Annotated in this window: 16 protein-coding genes; all 16 read right to left on the reverse strand. The window is 70.2% G+C overall.

Annotation, left to right across the window (positions count from 1 at the left end):
- Window positions 1-465: 465 nt before the first annotated feature.
- Complete coding sequence (locus OG453_RS44615) at window positions 466-4,032, reverse strand: LysM peptidoglycan-binding domain-containing protein (protein WP_266874563.1); 3,567 nt, start codon at window positions 4,030-4,032, stop codon at window positions 466-468.
- Window positions 4,033-4,034: 2 nt separating this feature from the next.
- The gene (locus tag OG453_RS44620; protein WP_266874564.1) at window positions 4,035-4,463 is read right to left on the reverse strand and encodes a TadE/TadG family type IV pilus assembly protein; all 429 of its coding nucleotides are present in this window, start codon (window positions 4,461-4,463) and stop codon (window positions 4,035-4,037) included.
- An 8-nt stretch (window positions 4,464-4,471) separates the two neighbouring features.
- Complete coding sequence (locus tag OG453_RS44625; RefSeq protein WP_266874565.1) at window positions 4,472-4,918, reverse strand: pilus assembly protein; 447 nt, start codon at window positions 4,916-4,918, stop codon at window positions 4,472-4,474.
- The gene (locus OG453_RS44630; RefSeq protein WP_266874566.1) at window positions 4,915-5,349 is read right to left on the reverse strand and encodes a TadE family protein; all 435 of its coding nucleotides are present in this window, start codon (window positions 5,347-5,349) and stop codon (window positions 4,915-4,917) included. The genes OG453_RS44625 and OG453_RS44630 overlap by 4 nt, the downstream gene beginning before the upstream one ends.
- On the reverse strand, window positions 5,346-5,546 hold the full coding sequence (locus tag OG453_RS44635) for a hypothetical protein (RefSeq protein ID WP_266874567.1): 201 nt from the start codon (window positions 5,544-5,546) through the stop codon (window positions 5,346-5,348). The genes OG453_RS44630 and OG453_RS44635 overlap by 4 nt, the downstream gene beginning before the upstream one ends.
- A 51-nt stretch (window positions 5,547-5,597) precedes the next feature.
- Complete coding sequence (locus OG453_RS44640; protein ID WP_266874568.1) at window positions 5,598-6,500, reverse strand: type II secretion system F family protein; 903 nt, start codon at window positions 6,498-6,500, stop codon at window positions 5,598-5,600.
- On the reverse strand, window positions 6,494-7,417 hold the full coding sequence (locus tag OG453_RS44645; protein ID WP_266874569.1) for a type II secretion system F family protein: 924 nt from the start codon (window positions 7,415-7,417) through the stop codon (window positions 6,494-6,496). The genes OG453_RS44640 and OG453_RS44645 overlap by 7 nt, the downstream gene beginning before the upstream one ends.
- On the reverse strand, window positions 7,414-8,955 hold the full coding sequence (locus tag OG453_RS44650; RefSeq protein ID WP_266874570.1) for a CpaF family protein: 1,542 nt from the start codon (window positions 8,953-8,955) through the stop codon (window positions 7,414-7,416). The genes OG453_RS44645 and OG453_RS44650 overlap by 4 nt, the downstream gene beginning before the upstream one ends.
- Window positions 8,948-9,865, reverse strand: a complete 918-nt coding sequence (locus OG453_RS44655; protein ID WP_266874571.1) for a hypothetical protein — start codon at window positions 9,863-9,865, stop codon at window positions 8,948-8,950. Before OG453_RS44655 ends, OG453_RS44650 begins: the two co-directional genes overlap by 8 nt.
- A 3-nt stretch (window positions 9,866-9,868) precedes the next feature.
- Window positions 9,869-10,579 (reverse strand): SAF domain-containing protein, encoded by a 711-nt coding sequence (locus tag OG453_RS44660; RefSeq protein WP_266874572.1) that lies wholly within the window; start codon window positions 10,577-10,579, stop codon window positions 9,869-9,871.
- A 26-nt stretch (window positions 10,580-10,605) separates the two neighbouring features.
- Window positions 10,606-11,499, reverse strand: a complete 894-nt coding sequence (locus OG453_RS44665) for an ATP/GTP-binding protein (protein WP_266874573.1) — start codon at window positions 11,497-11,499, stop codon at window positions 10,606-10,608.
- Window positions 11,493-12,107, reverse strand: a complete 615-nt coding sequence (locus OG453_RS44670) for a hypothetical protein (protein ID WP_266874574.1) — start codon at window positions 12,105-12,107, stop codon at window positions 11,493-11,495. The genes OG453_RS44665 and OG453_RS44670 overlap by 7 nt, the downstream gene beginning before the upstream one ends.
- 262 nt (window positions 12,108-12,369) lie before the next feature.
- Window positions 12,370-12,783, reverse strand: a complete 414-nt coding sequence (locus tag OG453_RS44675; protein ID WP_266874575.1) for a hypothetical protein — start codon at window positions 12,781-12,783, stop codon at window positions 12,370-12,372.
- A gap of 58 nt (window positions 12,784-12,841) precedes the next feature.
- A complete protein-coding gene (locus OG453_RS44680; RefSeq protein WP_266874576.1) occupies window positions 12,842-13,798 on the reverse strand; it encodes a replication-relaxation family protein in 957 nt (318 codons plus the stop codon).
- 18 nt (window positions 13,799-13,816) lie between these two features.
- Window positions 13,817-16,063, reverse strand: a complete 2,247-nt coding sequence (locus OG453_RS44685; RefSeq protein WP_266874577.1) for an ATP/GTP-binding protein — start codon at window positions 16,061-16,063, stop codon at window positions 13,817-13,819.
- The gene (locus tag OG453_RS44690) at window positions 16,060-16,599 is read right to left on the reverse strand and encodes a hypothetical protein (protein WP_266874578.1); all 540 of its coding nucleotides are present in this window, start codon (window positions 16,597-16,599) and stop codon (window positions 16,060-16,062) included. Before OG453_RS44690 ends, OG453_RS44685 begins: the two co-directional genes overlap by 4 nt.
- Window positions 16,600-16,783: the final 184 nt, after the last annotated feature.

Genomic DNA, 16,783 nt, shown 5'->3' on the forward strand with positions numbered 1-16,783 from the left:
CGCGCATCGACGGCGGCGCCGACGCCTCACCCATCATCATCGACGGCCGCTGCGGGTAACCGCGGGCTGACCTGCAGGTATCAACCACCGTCGGTGCTGATTACCCGGATCGGGTAACCGATGACCGATCCTGGCTGGCCCCGATGAGCCCCGGTAACCGGCCGCGCGGGACCGCGGTTACCCGGCTTCATCCAGGCTGGCCATGGCGCGAGGGGTGCGCACCGGCGATGGCCCCCTCATCGCTCCGCTGCCCCTGGTATCCGGCGAGCGATGACCGACACAGCGATGAGCGATGGAGGGCGGTTCCAGCCGCGACGGGTCAGCGACTGGCCAACGACGGGTGGGCGATGGGTGGCGATGAAGCGACGACGACCCGGCGATGGGTCGGCCACGTCCACCGGCCACGCCGGCCATCGTCGGCCCACCGCAGCACGGCGGATGGCCGACGATGGCCGACGACCGGCGTCAGGCCTTCACCAGCAGCTCGTTGAGGATCGCGATCGTGTCGTCCTCGGTCTCGGTACCGAGCCGCATGTTGAAGTCCTCGAGGGCCTCCGCGGCTCGCTCCAGGGCGTCGTGGTCGCCGAGCGCGGCGTAGGCCTGGAAGAGGATCCGGTAGAGGCTCTCGACCTCCGGGGCGACGTCCAGTCCCTTGGCGGCCGCCCACACCGCTCCGCGCGGGTCGCGGTTGTCGAGGCAGCGCTGGGCGAGATCCTCCGCAGTCAGGACGATCTTGCTGAGCATGACCTGGGCCAGGTGTTCGGCCCACCGGTAGCGGCGTCGGTCATCGGACATGAACGGCCGACCGCGGACGAGTTCGAGGGCCTCACGCAGCGCCTGGGTGGCATGCGGCCCGCTCGTCGCGGAGGCGGCGTCGACGAGCTGGAGGAACTGGTGCCAGTCGGAGGTGACGGCGGGGGAGAGGGAGTACCGGGCATCGGCGCTGGGGGGCAACTTGGGCAGGAACGGGCGTCCGGTGTCGTCCTGGCCCAGCCACGAGCGCAAGCGACTCACGCACACGTTGCGGTACTTGGTGTGCTTCTCGGTCTGGGTTTCCTTGGTGGGCCACATCGCGGAATCCAGCGGCTGGTGATCACGACCAGGGTGCAGGATCAGCCAAGCGGCCAACTCGGTGTTCGTGCGCCTTCTGCTGCTCTCCTTGACTTCGCCGCGGGCACCGATGACGTCGACGGGGCCGAGTACCCGGATGACCGGGCCAGCGGAGGTGACTCCGGGACCGATGACCGGCGGTTGGGCCGGGACAGGCCCGGCCGGTTCCTGGACAGCGAGCTCGGACTCGGGCTCGGGGAGGCGAACGTTCAGCGTCGGCGTGCTCTGCTGGGCCGGGACCGGCGTCTTGGCCAACGAGATCGCTGCGTCGAAGCCCTCGCCCGCCTCGCTCTCCAGGCCGGCAGCGTCCTGCGCGATCTCGCGCGGCGTACGCATCAGCTCGGGCGGGAGCTGTCGAACCTCGCCGAGGTCCTGGTCGTCGTCGCCCGGTTCGGGGTCCTCGTATGTCGCGAAGTGCGCCAGGCTCGGCACCTGCCCCGGATCGTCCGCAGCCTCCGTCGGCGTGCTCACGACCTTGGGCTCCCACGGGAGACCGCCCCAGGCTCCGGCCGCAGGCACAGCAGCATCCGAGTCGGCCGGAGGCAGGGGAGCGGCCCATTCCCGGTAGGTCTCCTCCGGGACGGCCTCAGCCCGGCTGCGCTCCAAGATCTCCAGGGCGCTGGACCACTCCTCATCCGAGAACGCCTGCAGCTCGCAGTCCAGCTCTGTGCCCGGCAGCGGGAGCCGCACCGGTCCGGCGGCGGGATCGGTGTTCAGGACCCAGGCAGTGTCGGGCAGTTCGAGGGGGAGCGGCCCCGATGTGATCAGCGCGGTGGCGCTGCGCGGCTGGGCCTCCACGATCTGGACCAGCTCGGCCAGCGCCTCCGCGTCCGTGTCGGTGAGGCCGTCGGCCATCACCAGATGTGGTGTCCAGGCGGCCGCGGTGTCGGCTCCGGTCCGCGCGCTCAGCAGACCCTCGCAGCCCAGCACGGTGAAGGCCTGCTGCTGTTCGCGGTGGTGGGCCGCCACGGCGGGCAGCGCCTGGTCTAGGTCGTCGTGCGCGGTGAGACGGTCGGGGATCTCCGCCGCGAGCTCGCGGACCGCCGAGCCCGCCAGGCTCAGGTCGAGGTGGTGGGCGAACTCGCTGGTGGACAGCTCCAGGGCGAGGGCCCGCTGGACCGCGGTGCGAGCGGGGCCGGTCAGGTGCAGATGACCGACGTGATCGAGATTGACGAGGACGAATCGGCCCGCGGGATCCCAGCCGAGGCTGAGCAGCGCCGGATAGGGATCCTCCACCGCGTCAGCCTCCTCCGGGTCCAAGAATTCGGGGCTGGCGGTGGGGCAGCTCCACTCGAGCGTGCCGGGCTCGGTGTCGAACGGCGCCACCGCGGGGGCAGGCGCGGTCAGATGCAGCACGATCTCGCGCTCGCCGACGACCGCGGCCGCCAGCGGCGGCAGCGCCGCCCCGGCCTCGGCGAGATGGACCGCAGCCGTACGCAGCGCGGTGACCAGGACGGAGGAGTCCATGGTCGCCTCGGACACGCGCAGCGCGTGCTCGGTGCTCGCTGCCTGCCCGTCCGGCAGGGCGATGGCCTGACCGCGCCGCAGCCGGCGCAGCTGCTTGACGCGGCGGACACCGAGGAACGTCAGGAATCCGGCGGCGAGGACGCCGGTGGCCGCCAGCCCCATCACCCCCGCCTGCTGCCCTTGGCCCGCGCCGGACTCTGGTGCGTCGGCGGACTCTTGAGGGGACTTCGTGCCGGGCGAGGGCTGTGCGGGCTCCTTGGCGGCCGGGCTTCCCGTGGCGCTGGGTGTGGGCGCCGAGGGCGTCTTCTCGTCCGGCGCGGCCTCCTCGGGCTTCGAGGTCTCGGGCTTGGGCGAGGCAGTGGTGGGCGGAGCGGACGGCTTCGCCGCTCCGGCATCCGGCTTGTCCGCGTCGCGTTCGTCCGGCGAGGGAGCATCGTCGTCAGCAGACGGCGGGGGAGTGCTGCCAGGATCCTGGCCACCGTCACCGCCGTCGGTGGCCGGGCGGTCGGTGGAGGTGTCGGCGGGCAGGTTGATGTGCTGCCCGGGATAGATCAGATCGGGGTCGTTGACGGTGGGCAGGGAGCCGGGCTGCGGCTGGCCTTTGGTTGCCTTGTACAGCTCGGGGTACCGGGTGCCGTCTCCGTAGACGTCTTTGGCGATCCCCCAGAGCGTGTCGCCGTCTTCGGCGACGCGCTCCTGCGGCTTGTCGGAGGTTGCCTGGGCGGCCGTCTCGTGGTCGACGCGGTCCTGGCCGTGGTGCGCGCCGGCAGGGGCGGGGCGGGCGTCCGCAGGCAGTCGTAGCTGAGTGCCCCTGGGAACTTCGGAGGAGGCTTTGGTGAGGGGCAGCTCAGGGTTGAGGCGGGCCAGCTCCTTCCAGCGAAGCCCGTCTCCGAGGTAGTCCTGGGCGAGGTCGTAGGCGATGGCCCCGTCCCGCTCGACCTGGTGGAGTCGTTCGTGGCTTGGCGTATCGGGCGCGGCCGGGTTGGTATCCGGGTCAGCGGCTGCGGTCGTCGACGTGGGGGTGGCCACATCGGTTTGCTGCGGGGCGCTGACGGCGACGGCTGGGGTTGCGGCGCTGGCCGCTGTGGGCGCGGCGAGCAGGATGCTGCCCACCAGGAACGCGGCGACGCGTTGCCCGGTCCCCATCCCCGGCAGGTGCGGAGTGCCCCGGCGGACGATCACCGCAGCGATCTCCACGAGGAGTGGCACGGTCAGCCACAGCCAGGCGATCCATCCGGCGAGCGTGAGCGCGGTCATCAGCAGACTGCCGTCGTCAGGCGCCGACAGCGCGTTCACAGCATCGTCGAACGAGGGGAGGCTGCCCGGCAGATGACCGATCTTCCACAGTGCCGCCGGGATGCCCACCACGAGGATGCCCAGCGCCGCTAGCGCGAGCACGGCGCGGGCCAGAGCCAGCGGGGCACGGACGGCGCGGCGGGCAGGGGAGTGGGGCATCGTCAGCCTCCAGGCTGGTGGAGCAGGGTGGCAGAACCTTCCCCAGTGACATTCAGCTGGGTGTAGCCGAGCAGGGAAGCAAAGTTGGTGTCGTAGGTGCCCTGTACCTGGACGGACAGGGTCTTTCCGTCGCCGCTCACGTTCACCGTTCCGGTCAGGCCCTCTGCGTCGAGGAAGGCCTGGGCCGCCCCGGCGGCCGCATCGGGGTCAACGACGATGGCCTCGCCAGTGATGGCCTGGGCCGGGTCGACCTGCTGGGCGCCGGCGCGGGCGGCTTCCTGGGCGACGTAGTCGGCGTGGCTGGAGGCGTTCAGAGCGCCACCACCGTCGACGACCAGCCCGATCAGGATGAACGCGGCCAGTGCCATGACGGGATAGAACAGCTCCAACCCGCCACGGTCACCGGCATGGTGGCGGATCCGTTGCCACATCGCGCGCCTCATGAGGCGCCGCCAGCGCGGGAACGCCAGGTGTCTACTACGGACGTCATGGTGGATGTCAGATTCTTGTGGCCGACCAGGCCCGGCAGGGCGATGTCATCCAGTCGGGCGGTACAGGTCACCGTGGCGGACACGGTGGCGGCCTCGCCGAGGGGTGCGGACAGGCCACTGGTGTCGACGGCCACATCCACGTTGGAGCACTTCAGACCGGACTCGCGAAGGCTGGTCAGCGCCGCGGTGCGCGCTTCCTGCTCGCCCAGGATCGGATCGCGAGAGAGGGAGGCGGTGCGGGCCGCGGCGCGGGCTGCGGCGTCTGCGGAGCCCGTGGCCAGGTCCACCCGCCCAAACGCGATCACCAGGCCGAGCAGCAGGAAGAATCCGGGGGCGCAGATCACCGTGGTCAGGGACACGCTGCCGCGATCGGGTGGGCGGTTGAACCACGTCATGGGGTGAACTCCTCCACCGGGGCCTGGGCGCGCTGGCGTACCGCGATGGTCACGCCCGGGATCAGGGTGACCACCTCGCCACGCACCTCGACGGCAACCTGGTCTCCGTCGGAGTCCTCGGCGACGCTGCGATGCTGCAGGGAGCCGCCCATCTTCGTCAGGAACGCGTTGGCGGCATCCGAGCCCGCGCCGGGCGCTGCGTCATAGGAACGCCCGGCATCCACGCCCTTCTGTGCGGCGTGGGCGGCCACTTCGCGGGCGTGGAACCACAACCCGCCCTGAATGATGCTGAACATCAGCAGCATCACGATGGGGAAGCCGATGGCCAGCTCGAGTACGCCGCTGCCGCGATCCGGCTGCTGTCGGCATCGCGTCCAGCGGCGCATCCACCAGCGCGATCTGGCAGCGAATTGAGGGGTCATGGTCGTCATCCGCCGTTGATGATGCCGATCTTCTCCAGCGCCTTCGTCTGGATCGCGGCATAGATGAGGCCGCCCACGGTGACGCCGCCGGCGGTGATGTACACCCACTCGGTCACGGAGTAGCCGGCGTCCGTGCAGCGGGAGCGCACCAGCTCCCAGTGGCTGCGCGCGCGGGCGATGGTGCGGGAAAATCGGGAGTCGTTCATCGCAGTCCTCCAATGGTGGTGGTCTAAGAGGGTGATCAGGCAGGGGTGAGGTCAGATGGACATGATCCGGACGAAGGAGGGGGCCGCGATGAACACGATCATCAGGAAGCCGACCATCAGAGCGGGGATCACCATCTTCTCGGTGGCCTCATTCGCTTCGGCCTTGCGGTCGGACAGCAGTGCTTTGCGCTGCGCCACTGTCTGAGACTCCAAGGTCCGCGAGACCGAGGCGCGTTCCTCGGCCGCCAGCGCCAGGATGTGTGCGGGGCGGGAGAGTTCGGGCACGCCCAGCTCGTCGCCGAGCTGTTCCAGTGCCGTCCACAGGCTGATGCCGGAAAGGCGTGCGTCGTCCAGCGCCTCGCGGATGCGTACGGCGGCCGGTCCGTCGCCGAAGGAGGCCGCTCGCATCAAGGCCTCGGTCGCGCCGGCCTCCGCGGAGCGGGCCAGCGAGATCCGTTCCAGCAGCGAGGCGCTGGTGTAGCGGTACTCCTCGCGACGGGCCTTGGCCTTGTCTTTCACGTCATCGATGCACTTGAACGCGAAGAAGGCGGCGATGACCAGCGACGCCAACGCGGGCACCGCCAGGGGAAGATGCGCCCCGACGAGCGTCACCAGCAGCAGGAACCACTGCGGCAGCAGCAGCCCGACCAGGGCGTACAGGGCGCAACGGCCCAGCAGCTGAGCCGGTGACATCTGCAGCAGCTTCAGGTCGGTGACCGGCAGGCGGGAGGCCACCGACTCGGTCTGCAGCAGCCGTGTACCGATCCTCTCCGCCCACACCGCGCCCCTGCCTCCATCGGCCGGTAGGGCGTGGGTGGGCACGGCGGCGGGCTGGTGGGTGCGGCGCAGGACCTGTCCCAGCCGGGGCCGGGCAGGGACCAGCGCGCGCACGACGACCAGCACGCCGACGCCCACCAGGGCACCGCTGAGCAGGGCGGGCGTGGAGGTCACCATGCCGGCACCTCCTCCTTCTCAAGCTCACGGTTGGTCAGCGGATGCAGAAGGCGCGGCTCGGGCCGTGGCTGAGCCATCCGCCGCATCCAGCGCAGCGCCAGCACGAACAGCACGCCGAGCCCCGTCAGGAACGCCTGCCCGGGCAGCGTGCCGTAGGGGGCGGTGTAAGCGGGATTGGCCAGCGCCACCGACACCACCGCCAACACGAACAGCGAGACCCGCCGCGCGTTCGAGCGCACCTTGGCGCGGTCGGTGTCGATGTCGCGGAAGTCCGATGCGTTGCGGCCCACGAGCTCTGCCATCCGCGTCAACGCCTTGGCCAGACCCGGTCCCCGGGTGCCGGCGTGGTCCATGAACAGCATCGTGACCTCATCGCCGGTGCGGTCACCCAGATCGTCGGCGAACAGCCGGTAGGCGTCGACCGCCGGGAGCTGTGCCTCCAGCCGCCCGGCCAGATCTGTGATCTCGCGCCGCAGCGCACGGGGGGAGTTGGGCAGCGAGTCGATGACGGTCTGCTCCAGGGGCTTGCCGCCGCCGTGCACACTGGCCAGCTGCTGCAGCCACTGCGCCATCGCCTCCAGGCGCGCGATCTGCAGGCGCGCCGAACCTCCGGGGTGCAGCAGGAACGGCAGCCCGGACAGCGCCCCGGCGGCAAGCAGCCCGTGCACCGGCCAGCCCGTCCATACCCACACACCGACACCGATGACGACGGAACCGATCAGCAAGTGGCGGTAGTTGCGCCGCCACACCTCCGGCAGCTCCTCCACCGCCTTGCCCGCACGCCGACCGGCGCCCGCCCGGGGGCGCGGGGCACGTTGGGGGGCCCAGCCGCGCAGCGCGGCAATGCTCACCCATAGCCCGGCGGCGATCAGCAGGCCGGCAAGCGCGGCCACCAGGGTCAGCTCGCTGCTGCTCATGTGGGCCTCACCAGTTCCATCGGCGGCCACTGCCCCTGGGGGTAGGCGGCCAGCCACCGTCGGTCGAAGTCCGCCTTCCGCTCGAGCTTGGCGATCCGCCGTGCGGTCATCGGTGCCTTCGTCGGCATCGCCCGCGGATCCTCGCCCTGCGGGGCGAACAGCCGGGTGAGCGCCACTCCGCCGCTCTCGCTCCGGCCATCGACCTCCCAGACATGGGAGACGAAGCGGTGCAGTCGTCCGCCGATCTCCAACTCGTCGATCATGTCGATGTAGACGATCAGATCCACCGCGGTGGCGATGAGACGGGAGGCGGCGTTGTCCGTCAGGCCTGCCATCGACAACCGCAGCATGAGCCGCTCGATCACGCCCTCCGGATCGCGGGCGTGCAAGGTGCACATCGACCCCGACCCTCCGGCTGACATCGCCTCGAGCATCGGCACCGCCTCATCGGAGCGGACTTCACCGACCATCACGCGGGTGGCGTTGTAGCGCAGCGACACCGGCACCAGATCCGCGATGGTGATCTCGCCGATCAGGCGGCCGCTGTCATCACGCTCGCCGTTGGATGCCCGGGACTCAAACGCCAGCACGTGAGCGGGGGTGTCGTCGTTGTCCAGGAGCAGCTCACGGTCGGTCTCCAGCGTCACCACGCGCTCCCGCGCCGGGATTTCACGGCCCAGCGCCCGCAGCATGGTGGTCTTGCCGCTGTTCATGTCGCCCGCGAGCACGACGTTCAGACCGGCCTTGACGCACGCCGAGAGGAACGTGGCCAGCAGCGGATCCAGGGTGCCCCACCCCACCAGGTCCGACAGCCCCGCCTTCTCCATCCGGTGGCGGCGAATCGCGATGGCCTGCCGGCTGGTCAGCACAGTGGCCGCGACTCGGGAGTCATCCGGGAGCCGGAAGTCGACCCAGCCGTTGGCGTACGTCAGCTGCCGCTCACCGTGTCCGGACTGCGAGGCCATCTGATTGACCCAGTCCAGCGCCCGCTTGTCGGAGCCGAACGGCGAAGGCACCTTCTGTCGCGGCTGGTCGATGTAGTCGATGTACATCCACGAACCGTCGAGAACGATGTTCTCCACGCCGGGCCGGTTGAGGACCTGCTGCAGCGACCCCGCCAGGAAGAACAGGTTGAACACCTCGGTGCGCAGCTGCTCCTGCTGCTCCCGAGTCAGCGGGGGATGGGTCAGCGCATGCTCGGCCGCCCACTCGGCCACCCGCCGATGGGTGAAGGCCTCCGCGACCTCCTCCACATCCTGACGCTCCAGGGGATGACCGCGACGCTGCCGCTCCTCCTTGATGTCGTCCGCCACCCGCAGCCGCAACTCCTGCACGTCCTGCGGCGAAACCGGAAGCACCCCAGGAAGCGACGCGGCACCCGCCACATCAGCAGGGCCCGCGCTCGGGGCTGCCGGCGCGACCGGCTCCGGACGCTGCCGTGCCGCCTCGACGGCGGGACGAGCGGCTTGCGTTTCGGTGAGCAGAGCACCCAAGCGGGTCCCCGCGCCGTGCCCGTTGGGGCCCTTTCCCTCAGCCATCCAATGCCCCCTGCGGAAGACGGCCCAACTGCCGCACGATCTGCTGCACACCGGGCGTGGCAGCCTGCGCGGCACGCAACTGCAGGTGCACCCGCCGCCGCTGAGCGAACTCGCGCAGCGGGCCAGCCGTATCGCGGGCGCTGCGCATCAGCACCGACCGCGACAATCCCCGCGGGATCGGACCCCCCTGGGTGAGATAGCGGGCCACCCGCTCATCCCACGGCAGCCGGGCCAGCACCGGCGCCTGCATTTCGGCGACGATGTCGTCGATACCGACCCCGGTGCGCGCGTCTTCTGGCCCGATGACCAACAGCCCCAGAGACCGTGCGCCATGCCCGCGCGCCTGGAGCTCGTCCTGCAGCGCCTCGACCATCGGATGCGCCAGCACGAGAGAGTCCTCGGTCATGCGCACCACGAGCAGCACCACATCCGCCTCGTGCAGCACCGATGCGGGAGTCAGGACCGGGTGCAGCCGACCGCCATCGAGCACAAGCCGGCCGCCGTCGACGATGACGTCCCAGCCCAGATGCTGGTCGGTCAGCTGCAGCACATTCAGCAGCGCCGGCCAGGTCGACGACAGCGACGCGGCCTGGCGCGGATCGGTCAGCCCCGGCAACGCGAAGCGGAACTCCGTATCGTCCAGCGGCCACAGATGCTGGGCCACCTGCGGTGTGAAGTTCTGCTCACCGCGAGCCCGCTCCCAGTCCGCCTGCGGCAGCCGGTGCAGGCCGACCGTGCCGTCGAGGTGGCGGTCACCGCGCTGCACGTCACGCAGCAGCCCATGCCGCAGCTTCCCACCGGCCAAGTCGAGCTCAGCGAGCAGCACCGGATTCCGGCTGGCCAGCGCCAAAGCGGCAGCCGCGGTGGTCACCCCGTCCGACTTCGCGGACACCAAAGAAATGAGGGCCATCGGTCAGCTCCTGGGCTCGCGCACCAGCGCGACCTGCTTGGCGGCCGCCTTCATGGCCAGCCGGGGCCCGTCCGTGGTCGGCACCGCAAGGTTCACCGTGACCGACCCCGTCGCATCCGCCCGGCCCACGGAGACCACGGTGGCCTTGACCGTCTCGGGATCCGCCGGCGCCTGGTTGCCCTTGGCGTCGGAAGCCGTCTCCTCACCCTGGGCGGGCAGCACCACCGCCAGCACCGCATCGCCGGCCAACAGACCCTCGCGGGGCGCCTGACCGCGCTTGACCTCCACCCCCACCAGCTGCTTGTCATCCCCCAACGCGCCGCCCGCCCGCAACTGTGAGCGGGTCAGCATGCTGTTGGCGCGCAGGTCGACCGCGGCCCGTTGCCCGATCACCGTGGCCCGCTCCGATGCTGGCACCGGCGAGAGCGCCGGGTCCTCGGCGAACGACGACACGGTCAGGTCCTGGGCCGTGATCTTCTCTCCCGCCGCCACATTCCGGGTCAAGGCCAACACATTGACCCGGTCCCCGGCGACGTTCACCGCATATAGCGCACCCAGCACGCCGACCAGGATCGTCAGGACCCCGGCCGCCACCCACTTCACCTTGGGGCCGCCGGAGGCCTTCTTTGACTTCTTCGCGCCCGCGCTGATCGGCAGATCGGGCTGGCGCTTTCCCTCCAGACGCGGAGGCAGCGGCGCCGTGGTGCTGTCCATGATCCGTACGGTCCTTCCAGCGAGGCCTAGTTGACGGCCTGCGATTCGATGATGGTGAGCGCGACCTGGGACTGGCGGATCTCCGTCAGCTCGCCGGTTTCACCGCCGCCCCCGTTCACCTGCCAGTCGATGGACCAGGTGGCGGTCGCGGTGACCCCGAACTTGCCGCCCGGCTCCTCCCGCGAGGTTTGCGTGTAGATGTGGCCGCAGTCCGGCGACTTCCGCATTCCGAACGACTTCTTGTACGGGGTTCCTGCCGTGACGCACGGGATCTTCTTGCCGTCACCCATGTCCCACACGACCTTGGACACCTTCGCCGTCGCGGTCACCGTGATCCCGCCGGCCGAGGCCGAGGCAGAGTTGGGCCCCCACGTCGTCTGTGACTGATCGGCAGCCATCCACACCGGCATCCCGGTCAGCCCCTTACCGCCAGGCTTCGGATTGATGTCGATGTCCGGGCCCAGCAGCGTCATCTTGTCCACCGCCTCCTGGGCCAGCTGCGCGGGGTCAACCTTGGCTACCGGAGGCTGGGCGGCCCAGAAAGTCTGAGGCGCGCCTGCGAGCCCGCCGAGGACGTTGCCGGCCGCGAGGCTCGCGGGGCACGTGCGGGTGTAGATGGCGCCCTCGCTGGGGTCGTGCCCATCCCACGCGGCACTGCCCGCGGGCGGCTGTGGGTCCATCTTGGTCACGACACAAGGGCCCGGGATGTTGGGCCCCTTACGTCCCTTGCCGCTGGGCTTACCGGGCTTCTGATGACTCGATCCGGGAGAACCAGCCACGCTGCTTCCAACGCAGAAGTCGAGTACGGCGCAGGAACCAACGTTGGGTTTCGGCTCGGGTTTGGCGCTGGCCAGCGTCGTCCCAACCATCCCCAGCAGCACCGTGGTTGACGCGATGGTCAAGAGGCGGTTCTTCAGCATGCTCGGTCTTGAGGCTGCACTTCCAGAATGACCCACTGCTTCCCCCACTTCTCCGCAGTCACGTTGTTTACGTACTTGGTGCGCCTGTCCTCGGGAAGAACGACCTTCTTCTTCGTCTTGCTGTCGACGAGATCCCACTTCGAGACGTCGAGGCAGTCAGAGATCTTGGCCAGCGGGACCTTCTTCTTGAGGTCCAAGCTCGCGACTTCGGGGTCGAGCGTGGGCTTGCTGCGTGTGATCTGACCAAGGGTCTTCAGATTCTTCACGTCCGCCTGAACCTGCCCCAGGGCGTTGCCCTTGACGTAGGTCTTCATATCGCTGCCCTTGAGACTGGCTTTGCTGTACGCGGCGGCCTTGTCGTCCCAGTAGCGGCGGTAGATGTCGAGCACTTCCTCCTCGGCAGCTGCCTGCGGGTCCGCACTCGGCGTCGACTTCTGCGCTGCCGGCGTGCTGGGCGCGGGAGTGGTCTCTCGCGCGTCGTCGTTCTTGTCATCGCTGCTGCAGCCAGATAGAGCGATTACGGTGCATCCAGCCAGGACTACTCCGGCGTACCGGTTTCGGATGCGAACGGCAGAGGGCTTTGCCTCGGGCTGTTCTGCTCGTGTCACGGTGCCTCCCCGTACGGCGCTAGGCGAGCGGGCCGCAGAACAGGGTGCATCTGGCGTGGAGCCACCCCGCTTAGCTTCGTCGAGCTGCGGCGATGTGTTTTCAGTAATCAGGAGGTTACGCATATGCCAGGCAAGTTCCCAGCCGGTTCCGGCAGTTCACATTCACAACTCGGTACGTATCTGGTCACAAGCGGTCGTTGAAGTCGACAAGTTGTCCTGTGCACCCGTGATTTCCTCTCGTCACTGAAGGGCAGGTCGTTCCCTATCCACGGAAGGGGAGCCCCCGGGCTCCGGATGTGACATCCAAACGAGGCGAGTCCTCCTTTGCCTTCAGATGCGAGTCCTGCCCTCGCTCGCCCGGGTCGGGCGGGCACGTGGGGAGAAGATCCTCGAGACGGCCGCACCCGCCGGTCTGGTGCTGCCAGCCCTCGAGGAGCCCCTGGAGTGCGATCCGGGCGAGGTGCCGGTACTGGTCGGGGCACGTCTCGCGGCTGCTGAGCCAGCCGAGGTGGCGGGTGTGGGCGCGCAGGGCGATGAGCTCCGTGACGAGCGGGGACTCGAGCTGCGGCATCCCGTCCACGACCTCGGAGCAGGAGTGCTGCGCCGGATCCCATCCGGTCGCGCGCACGGGCGAGTCTGCGGACGGGGTGGGGCGGCGGCGTATGCGAAGGCGCACGACATCTCCTGTTCCTTGACGGTGACGTGGTGGGCAGTGCGTGGGTACGTGGCAGCTGTCATACGGCGGCGGGGGAGCGCGGCTGGAGGAGGACGTCGGTGGCGGTGGCGTCCTCGCCCAGGAGCGGGGTGACGATCGGCGCGAAGGGACCGTGCTTGCCCAGGAGGCCGAGGCTGGTGACGCCGGCCTGGAGCGGTGTCCGTGCGGCGGCGCGCTGTAGACGGGTGTCGGCGGCGGCCAGCGCACGCAGGTCCCAGGCCCGTCGGGCCAGGACTGGCTCGGGGGCACCGGTGAGGACGATCAGGATCCGCGGGAGGGTGGGGTAGCGCTCGCGCCAGGCTTCCTGGACGAGGTCGCCGTTCGTGCTGTGGCGGCTGCGGCCGGGGGCGGGCTGGGGGATGTAGGTGGCGTAGCGGGCGTAGGCGTGGAGCTTCGCGGCGAGGCGGGCCACGCTCATGGTGGTGCGGTCGACCTCGATGAAGAAGTTGAGCAGGCGCCGCTCGTTGCCGTCGGTGCGGGTGTAGCGCAGGACGGCGTCGGGGGTGAGCCAGGCCTCGTCGCCGTGGCGGGCGCCGTCGCGGACGCGGTGGAGGACTTCCATGTCCCAGCTCAGCGGCCCGCATTCGTCACCGAGGCGTCGTGCGTGCTCCGTCATGGCCAACCCGGTCTCGTTGATGGCCAGGGTGTGTTCCTGCAGGGCGCTGGCAGCGGCCCGCTCGGTGATCCGGTAGCTGCGAGAGGGAAGTTCTTGCCCGGCTTCGATGGCGTCGGCACCGAGCGCGGTGGCGTACCAGAGGAGTTCGCCGACATGGTTGTGGTGGCGCACCGTCGCGTCGGCCAGGCCGTGCTCCTGGAGGGCCTGGAGCTGGCTGCGCATGTAGCGGTTGCTGGTGGTCTGGGGGCGCAGCAGGCGGTTGAGCTGGGCGGCTGTGAGTAGCCGGTGGGTGTAGAGGACGGGCAGCAGTTCCTGGGCGAGCCGGGACAGGCTGGGACGGCAGACGGGAGCGGTCGGCACGAGAGAGGTCTCCTTTGCTTACGAGGTTTGGGGAAGGCGGTGGACGACGTCCTGGCCCGTGCCGCCGGACGGCCGCCGGCTGGCGGGGGCGGAGCGGGTGGCGAGGTGGTCTGTGATCTGCTCGTCGAGCACCTCGAGGTCGGCGAGGATCTCGCCGATGGGGCGCCGGGAGAGGGTGGCGTCGATCGCCGCGTCCAGCGCGTCCAGTCCGTCGGGGTTGTAGTAGTCGGCGAACAGCTCGCTGACGGCCACGCCCTCGACGCGGAAGGGCGTGGTGCGCTCGCCGCGCAGGTCGACGGACTGGATGTAGTGGTAGCGCGGGGTCTGCTGGATGGTCTGGCTGTCCAGGCCCGGCATGCGCTTGGCGAGGAACGCGGCCTCGTCGTAGTCCGCGCCGGTCGCCGAGAGCCAGGACTGGTTTTGCAGCAGGGCCTGGCGGGTGGTGTCGGACAGCCGCATGGCCATCTGCGTCATCCCCATGAAGCGCACGTTGTACTTGCGCAGCTGCTCCAGGATCTTGGCCACGTAGCCGTGCGAGGCGCCGTCGACCGCGGTCAGCTCGTCCACGAACGCCCAGCAGACCGGCAGCTGCCCGGCGATCTTGGCGCGCGCCATCCCTTCGCGGAACAGATCGAACTGCAGCAACGCGCAGATCAACTCGTCGCTCTCACCAGTCCCACCCGGGCACACCCCCACCACTGCCGACGTGGCCATGGCCCGGCGCAGGTCGTAGCCGGAGCGCGGCGAACCGAGGAAGGCCTTGAGAGAGCGGGAGTTGCCCATGCGGTAGAGGACGTTGGTGACGGTGTTGAGGGCGTTGGGCTCGACATTCGGAAACGATCGGCGCCAGTACTTCGCGGTGCTCGGCGGGAGGTGGGCCAGGACCTGCTCGCGCCAGTCCTCGTCCTCCAGGAGCGAGGAGATCTGAAAGATCGTTGGCTGCAGCTCGGGGTGCCCCTGCTGCACCATCAGGTAGGAGAGCTCGGCCAGCGTGCGGACCGCGTTGGACAGGATGGTGCGGGCCCGGGTGGCCCGCTCGCCCCAGCTGTGCGCGGAGGCGATAGCCCCGACCACCGCCCCGACGACCTCCTGGACCTCATCGGGGCGCCGCCCCTCCATCGACAGCAGGTTCCAGCACGTCATCAACTCCTCATCGCGGGACCGCGACAGGTCGATCTCCCACACCCGGCCGGCGAGCGCGGGGTGGGCGAGGTAGGGCTTGATGCGCTGCCAGGCCGCCCGGTGCGGGTCCAGGAACCAGCCGCCATCACCCGCGTACGCACGCGCGGCGAACTGCACGAGCGCCTGCTCCGTCTTGCCGTAGCCGCTCTTACCGAAGGAGGCGCCAAAGAGCACCTCGTCCGCGTAGGCCCCCGCCATCCGTCGTACGCCGTCGGCGCCGGTCACCATGCCCAGCGGCAGCACGTCGGCCTGTCCGGTCCAGGTGGGCAGCCCGGCCGGGGCCGGCGCCACCACCCCGCCGGTGCGCACCACGTTCTGCGCGGTGCAATGCACCGTGGGGGGCTTGAGCAGCCCGGCGACCTCTTGCCAGGTCACCCAACTGCGCCGGGCCGGGGCGAAATCACCGCGCACGAACTTCCGGTCGAACCCGCGCCGCAGCCACCACGCGTTCGAGTACGGCCGCCACATCCCCACCCGCGGCCCCGCCGGCACGAAGCGGTTCTCCCCACGCAGCGCCTGCAGCGCGGCCATCACCTGATGCAGCCGCGCCCGCGCCCGGGCCGGATGCCGCGCGGTACACCGCACCAGCACCTGCAGCGCGAACACCTCTGCATCCGGCGTGAACTTGCCGACCCCTTCAGTGAGATCAGACTGCCGCGGCACCCGCGGGCGGCCCTGTGAAGAGGACTGCACGGCCGTGCCGTTGAGCACGCCCCACACCGCGGCCCAGCCGCCGCCCTGCCTGCCCGATCCCTCCAGCTGCTCGCCGAACGCGGAGGGACCCCGGCGGGTGGCCCGCGCCACCAGGCGCCGCCGGCGGCGCGCCACCTTGGCTCCGGGCACCGGCAGCAGGTCGATGGCGAGGTCTGCTTCCTCGCCGCTCTCGGTACGCACCTCGGCGAACGCCGCCGCCAGCTGTTCCAGCGGGTCGGGATTCAAGACGGGCTTGCCCAGCGGCCGGTGATCGGCGCGGGCCAGGACCAGCTCGGCCCGCGCCACATACAGCCCCCGCCCGGCCTCCACTGCCGTGGGCTCCGCGGACTGCGTGCTCGCCTCGTCCTTGACGAGGACGGCCGGGCTCACCAGCCACCGCCCTCGGTCAGCGGGTCGACGCCCTCGAACCGCACCCGGGCCGAACAGTCCCGTGCGGCCTCGGCGGCCAGCACCTCGACCTGCCGGTAGCCGGGCAGCCGCAGCACACTCGCCGCACGCTCCGGCCCCTCCCACCCATAGCTCAGACGGCTCTCCTGCCCGGCCGTCACCCAGACCCTCATCGCGGCCGCCCGCTCCGGGATCGGCCCCGCTGCCGCCCGCGCCTCACTCAGACGCGCCGCGGCCTGCCCGACATCCGCCAGCTGCGGATCGAACGTCACCGCCGGAACCATCGCGAATCGGCGCCGAGCGGCCAACTCCCGCACCGCACGCCGGCGCCACCACACAGTGGAGGACGCCCAGCAGACCAGAGCGATCGCACCGGCCGAAAGAATCCACCCCGCATGCGAGACCGCAGCATCCAGAACGATCCCGAGCCCGGCTCCCACGTCCAGCCCCTGCGGCACCACGTCGCTGATCACGACCACGCCTCCCTTCACCGTGCGGCGGACGAACTCCGCCTGCACTTGGGGAAGGGGACCCGCGACGGGCGGGATGTGACAGCCAACGACAAGAAATTCTCACGGCCCGTGAGTGGGCGGCGTGTAGACCTGCCGCCCGCCGAGAAGCAGTGAGCGGACGGGGACCTGGGCAGCGGTCGGGCCCGGCAACAGAGCGGAGCCGGACAGCCGAGACGTGAGTGGGGCCGGA

Source organism: Streptomyces sp. NBC_01381 (assembly GCF_026340305.1).
GTDB lineage: Bacteria > Actinomycetota > Actinomycetes > Streptomycetales > Streptomycetaceae > Streptomyces.